At 61.9% G+C, this 12,194-nt stretch carries 10 protein-coding genes; 4 read left to right on the top strand and 6 right to left on the bottom strand.

The genetic code is table 11. The features are described from left to right. Positions 1-683: 683 nt before the first annotated feature. Entirely contained in the window at positions 684-1,763 is a 1,080-nt protein-coding gene (locus OQE62_RS06220; protein WP_265721140.1) for a type I glyceraldehyde-3-phosphate dehydrogenase, read from the bottom strand. Between the two features lie 146 nt (positions 1,764-1,909). Beyond that, positions 1,910-3,913, bottom strand: coding sequence for a transketolase (gene tkt, locus OQE62_RS06225; protein WP_265721141.1), 2,004 nt, complete (start codon positions 3,911-3,913; stop codon positions 1,910-1,912). Between the two features lie 250 nt (positions 3,914-4,163). Here tkt and OQE62_RS06230 point away from each other — a divergent pair, with 250 nt between their 5' ends. The 4 genes from OQE62_RS06230 to metF all read left to right on the top strand — a co-directional run bounded on the left by OQE62_RS06230 (position 4,164) and on the right by metF (position 8,875). Further along, positions 4,164-5,129 (top strand): metalloregulator ArsR/SmtB family transcription factor, encoded by a 966-nt coding sequence (locus OQE62_RS06230; RefSeq protein WP_265721142.1) that lies wholly within the window; start codon positions 4,164-4,166, stop codon positions 5,127-5,129. A gap of 71 nt (positions 5,130-5,200) precedes the next feature. Continuing rightward, positions 5,201-6,421: a methionine adenosyltransferase gene (gene metK / locus OQE62_RS06235; protein WP_265721143.1), complete on the top strand. Its 1,221-nt coding sequence runs from the start codon at positions 5,201-5,203 to the stop codon at positions 6,419-6,421. Between the two features lie 97 nt (positions 6,422-6,518). Then, positions 6,519-7,904, top strand: coding sequence for an adenosylhomocysteinase (gene ahcY, locus OQE62_RS06240; protein WP_265721144.1), 1,386 nt, complete (start codon positions 6,519-6,521; stop codon positions 7,902-7,904). Positions 7,905-8,035: 131 nt separating this feature from the next. Then, positions 8,036-8,875, top strand: a complete 840-nt coding sequence (metF, locus tag OQE62_RS06245; RefSeq protein WP_265721145.1) for a methylenetetrahydrofolate reductase [NAD(P)H] — start codon at positions 8,036-8,038, stop codon at positions 8,873-8,875. Positions 8,876-8,974: 99 nt separating this feature from the next. Here metF and OQE62_RS06250 read toward each other — a convergent pair whose 3' ends face one another. From OQE62_RS06250 to OQE62_RS06265, 4 genes are all read right to left on the bottom strand, one after another. Continuing rightward, positions 8,975-10,228, bottom strand: coding sequence for an RNA polymerase sigma factor (locus OQE62_RS06250; protein WP_265721146.1), 1,254 nt, complete (start codon positions 10,226-10,228; stop codon positions 8,975-8,977). Between the two features lie 96 nt (positions 10,229-10,324). After that, positions 10,325-10,729, bottom strand: coding sequence for a VOC family protein (locus tag OQE62_RS06255; RefSeq protein ID WP_265721147.1), 405 nt, complete (start codon positions 10,727-10,729; stop codon positions 10,325-10,327). 72 nt (positions 10,730-10,801) lie between these two features. Further along, positions 10,802-11,230: a YciI family protein gene (locus OQE62_RS06260; protein ID WP_265721148.1), complete on the bottom strand. Its 429-nt coding sequence runs from the start codon at positions 11,228-11,230 to the stop codon at positions 10,802-10,804. Positions 11,231-11,463: 233 nt separating this feature from the next. Then, positions 11,464-12,114: an OmpA family protein gene (locus tag OQE62_RS06265; protein WP_265721149.1), complete on the bottom strand. Its 651-nt coding sequence runs from the start codon at positions 12,112-12,114 to the stop codon at positions 11,464-11,466. Between the last annotated feature and the right edge of the window lie 80 nt (positions 12,115-12,194).

Below are 12,194 nucleotides of genomic sequence, written 5' to 3' on the forward strand. Positions count from 1 at the left end.
GCTGGCCTCTCTCTTACCAATTGCACTTATTATCCGAAACCGCGAGGGTTCTTCTTGATCTTTTCGACAAACGCCCACAATGGCTCTCCACCGCCACCACCACTTATGTCTTCAGCGCGGACGGTATACTTCCATATCCCGTCTGACCGGCCCGATATTGTAACGGAAGTAGCAGTGGCCTCTGGGGTTATTGTTCTTTGATAGACACCATTCTTATACTCTTTCACCTCCGGACCGAAGTAACCACTATCCCAAGAAACGGTAAATGTGCCATCAGGGTCATAGGAGGGAGATAACACGCTGGCATATGCAGCATTAGCAATCGGCAACAATGCCATCACGGCAACAACAAAGAATTTCCTAAACCGCATCACCCGCCTCGACGAATCTTCTTATAATTGGAGTAGAAAAGCTGCCTCCTCTGGCCCTTAAAAATTGCGGTCAAACAGAAAGTAAGAGAAGAGCAGAATCCATCCGGAAGTAAATTTCGCACCAGAGTTTAACTGCACTTAAACATTGACGAAAAGCTCAACGTCATTACATGCAATTACAGCCATCCCTAAACTGCATGAACTGCCGTATAGGTCAGATTGACGCATTGCGTAGAATGCAGACAACAGGCTACAAAAGGAAAGATCGAGCATTATTTGCCCGGAAATATACATTTCGGGCTAAGGCCTGCTCTACGAGCTGCACACCAGAGACCGAGCAACATTCAACATCCGGTTGGCAAACCCCCACTCGTTATCAAACCAGATCAACACCTTCACCAGATTGCCGCCGGCCACACGGGTCTGGCTGGCATCCACAATGCCGGAGCGGGGATCGTGGTTGAAATCGCAGGAGGCGAGGGGTTCCTCGGTATAGCCAAGCACACCGGAAAACTCGCTTTCGGCGGCAGATTTCAGCAGGGCGTTGACCTCGGCCTGGGTAACGGGTTTGTGTAGCTGCACGGACAGGTCAATGGCGGAAACATTGACGGTGGGCACGCGCATGGCCTGGGCTTCGAAGCGGCCGGCCAGGCTGGGGAGTATGCGTTCGATACCGCGGGCGAGGCCGGTGTCGACCGGGATGATCGAAGTCATCGCCGAGCGGGTTTTTCTGAGATCCGTGTGGTGGTAGGCATCGCTTACCGGCTGGTCGTTCATCGCCGAATGGATGGTGGTGATGACGCCGGCATCGATACCGAAGGTTTTGTCCAGCGCAGAGATGACCGGCACACTGCAGTTGGTGGTGCAGGAGGCGGCGGAGACGATGGTCTCACTGCCGGTGAGAGTTCTGTCGTTAACGCCGTAGACGATGGTGGCATCCACATCGCGGTTGGCGGGTTGGGAGAAGAGTACTTTTTTGGCGCCGGCTTTTAGGTGCAACTCGGCGCGTTCGCGCTCGGTGAAGCTGCCGGTGCATTCGAGCACTATGTCGACGTTTTCCTTGCGCCAGTTGAGGTCTTCGAGGTTTTCGTGGTGGGTGATGGTTATGGGGTCGTTGTTAACCACGAGGGTGTCCGAGCTGCCCTCTCCCCCGGCCCCTCTCCCAGAGGGAGAGGGGAGTGTGCCGGAGGGAGAGGGGGGCGGCGTAGATACTTCACCGGTAAATCTACCGTGGACGGAGTCGTACTTGGTCAGGTGGGCGATGGTGGCGCAGTCGGCCAGTTCGTTGATCGCGACTATCTGCAATTGATCGCGGGCGCCGCCTTCGTAGAGGGCGCGGAGGACGGAGCGGCCGATGCGGCCGTAGCCGTTGATGGCGAGGCGGACAGTCATCGGTTGGTAGCCAACTTCGGCATAGGAATTAAACTCCGGGGACACTGGATCCCGGCCTGCGCCGGGATGACGACATTGCAGTCGTCATGCCGGCACAAAGCCTGTACCAGACTTGATTCGGTATCGGCATCCAGAGTGGCTGGATGTTATTTCAGCAGCTTTTCTACAGTCTCTGCCACATTGTCGGCGGTGAAGCCGAAGTACTTCATCAGCTCGCCGCCGGGGGCGGATTCGCCGAAGGTGTTCATGCCGACGATATCGCCGTCGAAGCCGACGAACTTGTACCAGTAGTCCCTGTGGCCGGCCTCGACCGCGACGCGGGTGCGCACGCTCGACGGCAGCACGGACTCGCGGTAGGACTCGTCCTGCTCCATAAAGGCTTCGGCACAGGGCATGGAAACCACGCGGATCTTTTTGTCGGCCAGCTGTTCCTTCGCCGCCATGGCCAGTTCCACTTCGGAACCGGTGGCGATGATGATGGCTTCCGGGGCACCCTCGCAGTCCGCCAGTACATAGCCGCCCTTTTCGATCTGTGCCAGTTGGGCTTGGTCGCGTTTCTGCGGCGCCAGGCCCTGGCGACTGAAGACCAGTGCGCTGGGGCCGTCGCCGCGGCTGACGGCCATTTTCCAGCTCACTGCGGATTCGGTGGTGTCGCAGGGCCGCCAGGTATGCAGGTTGGGCGTGGCGCGCAGGGCGGTGAGCTGCTCCACCGCCTGGTGGGTGGGGCCGTCTTCGCCCAGGCCGATGGAGTCGTGGGTGTAGACAAAGATCACCCGCTGCTTCATCAGCGAGGCCATGCGCACGGCATTGCGGGCGTACTCCATGAACATCAGGAAGGTCGCGCCGTAGGGCACGAAGCCGCCGTGCAGGGCAATGCCGTTCATGATGGCGCTCATGCCGAACTCCCGCACGCCGTAGTAGACGTAGTTGCCCGAGGCATCGTCGGCAGTCACGGTTTTCGAGTCGGACCAGATGGTGAGGTTGGAGCCGGCCAGGTCGGCGGAGCCGCCGAGGAATTCCGGCAGCAGCGGGCCTAGGGCGTTGAGGGTGTTCTGGCTGGCCTTGCGCGAGGCTAGCTTCTCGGCTTTATCCTGGCACTCCCGGATGTACTCGTCGGCTTTCACCGGGAAGTCCGCCGGCAGCTCGCCGCTGACACGGCGCTCGAACTCGTCCGCCAGTTCCGGGAAGGCCTCGCGATAGTCGGCGAAGATATCCTTCCACTCGTCTTCCTGGGCCTCGCCCTTGCCGCGCGCATCCCAGCCTGCGTAGATATCCTCGGGGATCTCGAAGGGCGCGTGGGGCCAGTTGATGGTTTCGCGCACCAGCGCGACTTCTTCCTCGCCCAGCGCCGCGCCGTGGCACTCTTCGCGGCCCTGCTTGTTGGGGGAACCGAAACCGATCACGGTCTTGCAGCAGATGATGGTGGGTTTATCGGTCTCCGCGCGGGCTTCTTCGATGGCTTTCTTGACCGCCGCGGAATCGTGGCCGTCTACATTGGGGACCACATGCCAGCCGTAGGATTCGAAGCGCTTGGGGGTATCGTCGGTAAACCAGCCCCGCACCTCGCCGTCGATGGAGATGCCGTTGTCGTCGTAGAAGGCGATCAGCTTGCCCAGGCCCAGGGTGCCGGCCAGGGAGCAGGCTTCGTGAGAGACGCCCTCCATCAGGCAGCCGTCGCCCATGAAGGTGTAGGTGTGGTGATCCACCAGCTCGTAGCCGGGGCGGTTGAACTGGGCCGCCAGAACTTTTTCCGCCAGCGCCATACCCACGGCGTTGGTGAGCCCCTGGCCCAGCGGTCCGGTGGTGGTCTCGACGCCCGGCGCGTAGCCGTACTCCGGGTGGCCCGGGGTTTTGGAGTGGAGCTGGCGGAAGCTCTTCAGCTCCTCCATCGGCAGTTCGTAACCGGACAGGTGCAGCAGCGAGTAGAGCAGCATGGAACCGTGGCCGTTGGACAGCACGAAGCGGTCGCGGTCGGCCCAGTCCGGGTTGGCCGGGTTGTGCTTGAGATAGTCGTTCCACAGGACTTCGGCGATATCCGCCATGCCCATGGGGGCGCCGGGGTGGCCGCTCTTGGCTTTCTGCACGGCATCCATGGACAGGGCGCGAACGGCATTGGCCAGTTCGGTGCGGGAAGGGTTGCTGGAACTCATAGGGCTCGGCTCTCTGGTCGGTTCGTGCGGCACCGGGCACTGGCCCGGGCCGCGGCGGCTAAAAAGGAGGCGTATTCTCCCGCAATCCGCCGCGGGGCGCAAAGGCGACGGGCCGTTGCGGCGAATTTCGGGCCAATAATGGTATCGCTACCATTCAGCACATCAAGACAGCAACCTGCATCAAGATTTCTTTATGCACCTATATCAAAAAACTTTGATACAGAGGGCAGCCAGTGCTAAACTCGCCGCCATGCTTCAATCCCAGCCCGCTCCGGATACCGCCGACAACGCAGACGGCGACGCCATCGCGCAACTGGCCGCGCGCCTGAAGGCGGCCGGCGATCCGCTGCGACTGGAGATATTGCGCCTGCTGAGCCAGGACTCCTACAGCGTGTTGGAGCTGTGCCGCATCTTCGATCTGCGCCAGCCGGCCCTGTCCCATCACCTGAAAGTGCTGGCGCAGGCGGGACTGGTCAACAAGCGCCGCGAGGGCAACAACCTCTTCTACCGGCGCAGCAGCCACGACGACCGCCTGCAGCCACTGTTCGCCAGCCTGGACTGGCTGCCGCTGGCCCCCGAGCGCGCGGCAAAGGTGGAGCAGGTGGCCCGGGAACGCGCCGAGGCCTCGCGACGCTTCTTCGCCGACTACGGCAACCGCTTCCGCGAACAGCAGGAGCTGATCGCCGGCTACGAGGTCTACGGCCCACAGGTGGCGCAACTGCTCAAAGCCGGCGGCGCGGCGCTGGAGGTGGGCCCCGGCGAGGGCGAGTTTCTCGCCGAACTGGCCGGGTGCTTCCGGCAGGTCACCGCGCTGGACCTGTCCGCAACCATGCTGGCGCGGGCCCGGCAGTTTGCCGGCGAGCGGAAGCTGGGGAATATCGAATTCGTCTGCGGCGATACCCGCGAGGCGGCCGCGCGACCGGACAGCGCCGACAGCATCGTGGTGAATATGGTGCTGCACCACACCCCGGAGCCGGCACAGATATTCCGCGACCTGCAGGCGGCGCTGAAAAGCGGCGGCCAGCTGCTGGTGGCAGAACTGCAGGACCACAAACAGGACTGGGCCCGCGAGGCCTGCGGCGATCTGTGGCTGGGCTTTGCGCCGGAACAGCTCGCCGGCTGGGCGCAGGACGCGGGCCTGCAGAACGGGCGCAGTGTCTACAGTGCGCTGCGCAATGGATTCCAGATCCAGATACGGGAATTCCTGAAACCCTGACCGGCCCCTGCAGGCTCCTACAGAGCAGAATTTTTTATTTTTGCCACAGGCAAAAACAAGGAGACTCTCACATGAGTGAATACAGACTGTTTACCTCGGAGTCCGTGTCCGAAGGTCATCCGGACAAAATCGCCGACCAGATTTCCGATGCAGTTCTGGACGCGCTGCTGGCGCGGGACAAGCAGGCACGCGTGGCCTGCGAGACGCTGGTGAAAACCGGTATCGCCGTGATTGCCGGCGAGATCTCCACCAGCGCCTGGGTGGACCTGGAAGACCTGGTGCGCGAGGTGATCCTGGATATCGGCTATACGTCTTCGGATGTCGGCTACGACGGCGATACTTGCGGCGTGATCAACGTGATCGGCAAGCAGTCCGTGGATATCGCCCAGGGGGTCGACCGCAGCAAGCCGGAAGACCAGGGCGCCGGCGACCAGGGCCTGATGTTCGGCTACGCCACCGACGAGACCCCCACCTTCATGCCGGCCCCCGTCTACTACGCCCACCGCCTGGTGGAGCGCCAGGCGGAAGCGCGCAAGTCCGGCCTGCTGCCGTGGCTGCGCCCGGACGCCAAGAGCCAGATTACCTTCCGCTACGACGACGACGGCCGCCCCTGCGCCATCGACGCGGTGGTACTGTCCACCCAGCACAACCCGGACGTCAGCCAGGAAGACCTGCGCGAGGCGGTGCTGGAACTGATCGTGCACCATGTACTGCCGGAAGAGTGGCTGCACGAGGACACCCAGTACCATATCAACCCCACCGGCAAGTTCGTGATCGGCGGTCCGGTCGGCGACTGCGGCCTCACCGGGCGCAAGATCATCGTCGACACCTACGGCGGCTCCGCGCGCCACGGCGGCGGCGCCTTCTCCGGCAAGGACCCCTCCAAGGTGGATCGCTCCGCCGCCTACGCCGGCCGCTACGTAGCAAAAAACATCGTCGCCGCCGGCCTCGCCAAGCGCTGCGAAATCCAGGTTTCCTACGCCATCGGCGTGGCCGAACCGACTTCGGTCTCCATCAATACTTTCGGTACTGGCAAGGTGAGCGAAGACAAACTGATCGAACTGGTGCGCGAGCACTTCGACCTGCGCCCCCACGCCATCTCCAGGGCGCTGGACCTGCTGCACCCGATGTACCAGCTCACCGCCGCCTACGGCCACTTCGGTCGCGAGCCGTTCGAACACAGCTACGAGTGGGTCGACGGTAACGGCGAAACGCATACAGAGACCTTTACCGCGTTTCCGTGGGAAAAAACCGACAAGGCGGAAATCCTGCGTTCGCACGCCGGAATTTAATCGCCGAACCCGAAAAATTGTGCAGTAGGGTGCGCCGTGCGCACCGATAGAAGCAACGGTGCGCACGGCGCACCCTACCGAGAATAGAGGTAAGGACATGAACCAGATGAGCACCGAATTCAAAGACTTCAAAGTCGCCGACATCGCACTGGCCGACTGGGGCCGCCGCGAGATCGAGATCGCCGAGGGCGAGATGCCGGCGCTGATGACCCTGCGGGAAAAGTACCGGGCCGAGCAGCCGCTGGCCGGCGCGCGCATCATGGGCTGTATCCACATGACCATCCAGACCGCAGTGCTGATCGAGACACTGGTGGCGCTGGGCGCGGAAGTGCGCTGGTCCTCGTGCAATATTTTCTCCACCCAGGATCACGCCGCCGCGGCCATCGCCGCCAGCGGTATTCCGGTGTTCGCCTGGAAGGGGGAAACCGAGGAAGAATACGAGTGGTGCCTGGAGCGCACCGTGGGCGCGGACGTGGCCGGCTGGCAGCCGAACCTGATCCTCGACGACGGCGGCGACCTGACCGAACTGCTGCACCGCAAATACCCGGAAATCCTCGACAACTGCCACGGCATCAGTGAGGAGACCACTACCGGCGTACACCGCCTGCAGGACATGCTGCGCGAGGGCACGCTGAAAGTGCCGGCCATCAACGTCAACGACGCCGTCACCAAGAGCAAGAACGACAACAAGTACGGCTGTCGCCACAGCCTCAACGACGCCATCAAGCGCGGCACCGACCACCTGCTGTCCGGCAAGAAGGCGCTGGTAATCGGCTACGGCGACGTGGGGAAGGGCTCCGCCGCTTCCCTGCGCCAGGAAGGCATGATCGTGAAAGTCTCCGAGGTGGACCCCATCTGCGCCATGCAGGCCTGCATGGATGGCTTCGAGCTGGTGTCTCCTTATAGAGACGGCGTCAATACCGGCACCGACGAAGGTGTGAATAAAGAACTGCTGGCGAATACCGACCTGATCGTCACCACCACCGGGAACACCACCGTCTGCGACGCGCCCATGCTGAAGGCGCTGAAGAGCGGCGCCGTGGTGTGCAATATCGGCCACTTCGACAACGAGATCGACACCGCCTTTATGCGCGAAAACTGGCAGTGGCAGGAAGTGAAACCGCAGGTGCACAAGATCGTGCGCAACGCGGCCGACAACGATCACCTGCTGCTGCTGTCCGAGGGCCGCCTGGTCAACCTGGGCAACGCCACCGGCCACCCCAGCCGCATCATGGACGGCTCTTTCGCCAACCAGGTGCTGGCCCAGATCCACCTGTTCAATGAAAAATTTGCCGAGCTGCCAGCGGACCAGAAGGTGCCGGCACTGTACGTGAAAGTGCTGCCGAAACACCTGGACGAGGAAGTGGCCCGCTATATGGTGCAGGGCTTCGGCGGCGTGATTACGCGCATGACCGAAGACCAGGCCGGCTATATCGGCGTTTCCGTGGACGGGCCCTACAAGCCGGAAAGTTACAAGTATTAATCAACCTCGGCGCTGGATGGCGGTACCGAATCATGTCCGGCACGGGCGCTGCGCCGGCATGGCGCATTCGACTATCGTCATCCCGGACTTGATCCGGGATCCAGATCACCGAGGGGCTGGAAGTGAGTACAATGACCGACACCCCCAGAATCAGCTTTGAATTCTTCCCGCCCAAAACCCCCGAGGGCCGGGAAAAACTGTACAAGACCCGCGAAACGCTGCAGGCGTTCGAGCCGGAGTTTTTCTCCGTCACCTATGGCGCCGGCGGCACTACCCGCGACACCACCGCCAATATCGTCACCGATATGCGCGGCGACGGTATCTCCATCGCACCGCACCTGTCGTTCGGCGGCGATAACGAGGACACGGTTCTCGAATTGCTGAATCGCTATAAAGAGGCCGGGGTAAACCGTATCGTCGCCCTGCGCGGCGATATGCCATCGGGCATGGGCGCCGTGGCGCAATTGGTGTACGCCAACGAACTGGTGGCCTTTATCCGCCGCCACACAGACGACCAGTTCCACCTGGAAGTGGCCGCCTATCCGGAAATCCACCCGGAGTCCGAAAGCTACGACGACGATATCTTCTACCTGAAGGGCAAGTTCGAGGCCGGCGCCGACAGCGCGCTGACCCAGTACTTCTACAACCCGGATGCGTATTTCTATTTTATCGACCAGTGCCAGAAGGCCGACATCGATGCGCCCATCGTGCCGGGCATTATGCCGATCACCAATTTCGCCAACCTGGCGCGCTTCTCGCGCAACTGCGGCGCGGAGATCCCGCGCTGGCTGCGCCAGCGGATGGAAAGCTTCCGCGATCCGGAAGATATCAAGAAACTGGGGCTGGAAGTGGTCACCGACCTTTGCAAAACCCTGCTCGAGGGCGGTGCGCCGGGGCTGCATTTCTACACCATGAACCAGGTGAGCCCTACCGCGGATATTCTGCGGGCGCTGGATATTCCGGAGGCTTGATTCTCCCCCTTTTCAACCCGCCCCGTGAAAATACGTAGATTGGAGTGAACTCCGCGAAGTCCAACACACTGTGTCGGACTTCGTCTCATTCACCCCGATCTACAGTTGGAGCTGGTCGAGGCGCTTTTGCAGGAATTTCTTTTCCGGTCCCTGCTGCGCCAGCTCCATCGCCCGTCGGTAGGCGGCCTCCGCCTCTCCATACCTTTCCATACGCCGCAACAGATCCGCGCGGGCCGCGTGGGCCAGGTGGTAGTCGCCGAGTTCGCCGTTCTCCAGAATGGCTTCCACCAGCTCCAGCCCCGCGGCGGGCCCATCGCGCATGGCCACCGCCACGGCGCGGTTCAACTCAATCACCGGCGACGGCGCCAGGCGCCGCAACACGCCGTAGAGGCCGACAATTTCCGTCCAGTCGGTTTCCGCGGCGCTGGGTGCCTCGGCGTGAATGGCGGCGATGGCCGCCTGCAGGGCGTAGGGACCGAAACCGCGGGAACGCAGGGCGCTTTCCACCAGCTCCACGCCCTCGGCGATCATCTGCCGGTCCCACAGGGTCCGGTCCTGGTCTTCCAGCAATACCAGGTCGCCGGTGTCGTCGGTGCGGGCCCGACGGCGGGATTCGTTCAGCAGCATCAGGGCCAGCAATCCCTGCACTTCGGGGTTCGGCAGCAGTTGATTGAGCAGCCGCCCCAGGCGGATGGCCTCGCGGCTCAGGTCGGCGCGCACCAGGGTTTCGCCACTGGAAGCGGAGTAACCTTCGTTGAACACCAGGTAGATGACGGGGAGCACGCCGTCGAGGCGTTCGGGCAGGTCGCGCCGGCCGGGGACCTGGTAGGGAATACCGGCGCTGCGGATCTTCTTTTTGGCCCGCACGATGCGCTGGGCCAGGGTGGCACTGCTGCTGAGAAAGGCGCTGGCGATTTCCTCGGTGGTGAGGCCGCAGACTTCCCGCAGTGTCAGCGCCACCCGTGCGTCCATCGACAGGGAGGGGTGGCAGCAGGTAAAAACCAGGCGCAAATGGTCGTCGCCGACGCGGTCGTCGGCCCAGTCGGCGGGGTCGCCACCCCCCTCGTCCAGCTCGCGGGCTATTTCGTCGACGGCGGATTCGTGGCGCCTGCGCCGGCGTATCACGTCGATGGCCTTGAAGCGGCCAGTGGAAACCAGCCAGGCGCGCGGGCTGTCCGGTATGCCTTCTTCCGGCCACTGTTTCAGTGCGGCGGCGAAAGCCTCGTGCAACGCTTCCTCCGCCAGCTCGAAATCCCCGATCAACCGGATCAATGTCGCCAGTACGCGGCGGGATTCATCCCGGTAGGTTTCCTCCAGCCGCCGCTGTACGGTTTCACTGTTCAGCACCGCCATTCTTCGCTCTCGCTGACGAAAAGGTGACCTCAATTCAAACACCGATTGGCAAAAGAATACAGGGAAAGACGGCGCTAACCCGGGTTTATCCGGCGATCACTTGTCGCAGTTGACCATCCACGGAATACCGAAGCGATCACTGAACACGGCGAAGCGTTTCGCCCAGAAGGTTTCCTCCATCGGCATCCTCACGGTGCCGCCCTCCGACAGCGCCTCGTAGATGCGCTCCGCCTCTTCCGGGGTATCGACGCCGATGGTGATATTGATCCCCTGGGGAATATCGTAGTTTTGCGGCGAGGCGTCGGAGGCCATGATGATCTGCTCGCCGACTTTAAGCTGCGCGTGCATGATCTTGTCCTTGAGGCCGGGGGAACAGTCGACATCGTCTGGCGCCTCGGCAAAAGTAGACATGAAAACAATCTCGCCACCCAGTACTTCGGCATAGAATTCGAAAGCCTCTTTGCACTGGCCATCGAAATTGAGATAGGGGCTGATGTGCATGGTTGTTGTTTCCTGTTTCGTGGATGTTCCAAATTGTCCCCTCTCCCCGGGGAGAGGGGAGCAACACAAGGGTTACACCTGAAGTTCGCGCACGGGTCGCACTTCCACACTGCCCACACGCGCGGCGGGGATGTCGGCGGCGATCTCCAGTGCCTCGTCCAGGTTGTGGGCATCCACCAGATAGAAACCGGCCAGTTGCTCCTTGGTCTCGGCAAAGGGACCGTCGGTGATCGTCATCTCGCCGCCGCGCATGCGCACGGTGGTGGCCGTATCCACCGGCTGCAGCGCTTCCGCCGCCAGCATGCGGCCGCTGCCGGCCACGGACTCCGCATAGGCCTGACACTCGCTGTCCCCGGGGCTGTCCGGCTGCGAGTGCAGCCTGTCCTCGTCACTGTACACCAGGCAGAGGTATTTCATGGTCGTATCTCCATTGACAGGTTTGGCGCCGGGGACCACCTTCGCGTCCAGGCGGCGCAGAATGGCCACCTCTCCGTCGCGCAACAGTTCACCGGCAAGCCACTGTATCGCCCGGTTCAGATCGCGCGAGACAACCCCATCACAGCTTGCAGTGCAGGCGGTACGGGCGGATGGTTATCGATCGATGGTAGCGGATAAACCAGGCAGAGGTATCTCAACGGACCCCCGATTCAGCCGTGCGTCACCGGGTAGTCGCGCGGGGAGGAGGAAAATCTACAGCCAGTAAAAATCAAATACCAGAAAACAGTGATCAGGCATCAGTTTTGGCTATCAAGCTTAAGAAGAGGATTGACTCCCCATTCCACCTTTCTGATATTCAATTCTTGTTTTTTGGTATTTGTCTGCTGTATCTCGAAATTGAGTACACGGATGACCAGCCGGCGGTTCTGCTTCTGGCCAGCGGGGGTACCGTTGTCCGCGATGGGTCGGGTGTCGCCGAATCCCTCGGCGGTGATGCGCTGGGCGTCGATGCCGCGCTCGATCAGGAAGCGGCGTACCCAGTCCGCGCGCCACTGGGATAGCTTCAGGTTTTTTTCCGCCTCGCCGGCGTTGTCGGTATGGCCCTCGATGGCGACACGCAGGCCCGGGAAATCCCGCATGATGACCAGTAGCGCCTCGATCTCGGCGAGCGTGTCCATGCGCGGTGCAAAACCGCCCGGCTTGAACTTTACCTGCAGGACAAACTCGCCATTGTTCTCGTGCGGCTTGCCGCGCAGGTAGCGCACCATTTCGTCGGCGAAGGGAGCGGCACTGCGCGCGATCTTCTCGTCCTCGCCGGTCACTATTTCGGTGAGCGGATCCAGGGTGTATTTCTTGTGTGGATCGTGGCAGCCCCCCAGGGCAAGGGCACCGGCGAACAGCAGGCCGATGGCCAGGGGCAGACAGGAAGAGCGGCACAGGCTCTCCATACGCGGTACTCCCGGTTAAGCTGGCGTCGGACTCATTGTAGTGTCCGCGCTACCATCCCCAAATCGAGTTGGCGGGAACG

The organism is Microbulbifer halophilus, assembly GCF_026183675.1.
Lineage (GTDB): Bacteria > Pseudomonadota > Gammaproteobacteria > Pseudomonadales > Cellvibrionaceae > Microbulbifer > Microbulbifer halophilus.

What these genes read in the sequence shown, in the direction of transcription:
- OQE62_RS06220 (WP_265721140.1), bottom strand. Translation starts at nt 1,763, where the DNA reads ATGACTGTCCGCCTCGCCATCAACGGCTACGGCCGCATCGGCCGCTCC.
- tkt (WP_265721141.1), bottom strand. Translation starts at nt 3,913, where the DNA reads ATGAGTTCCAGCAACCCTTCCCGCACCGAACTGGCCAATGCCGTTCGC.
- OQE62_RS06230 (WP_265721142.1), top strand. Translation starts at nt 4,164, where the DNA reads ATGCTTCAATCCCAGCCCGCTCCGGATACCGCCGACAACGCAGACGGC.
- metK (WP_265721143.1), top strand. Translation starts at nt 5,201, where the DNA reads ATGAGTGAATACAGACTGTTTACCTCGGAGTCCGTGTCCGAAGGTCAT.
- ahcY (WP_265721144.1), top strand. Translation starts at nt 6,519, where the DNA reads ATGAACCAGATGAGCACCGAATTCAAAGACTTCAAAGTCGCCGACATC.
- metF (WP_265721145.1), top strand. Translation starts at nt 8,036, where the DNA reads ATGACCGACACCCCCAGAATCAGCTTTGAATTCTTCCCGCCCAAAACC.
- OQE62_RS06250 (WP_265721146.1), bottom strand. Translation starts at nt 10,228, where the DNA reads ATGGCGGTGCTGAACAGTGAAACCGTACAGCGGCGGCTGGAGGAAACC.
- OQE62_RS06255 (WP_265721147.1), bottom strand. Translation starts at nt 10,729, where the DNA reads ATGCACATCAGCCCCTATCTCAATTTCGATGGCCAGTGCAAAGAGGCT.
- OQE62_RS06265 (WP_265721149.1), bottom strand. Translation starts at nt 12,114, where the DNA reads ATGGAGAGCCTGTGCCGCTCTTCCTGTCTGCCCCTGGCCATCGGCCTG.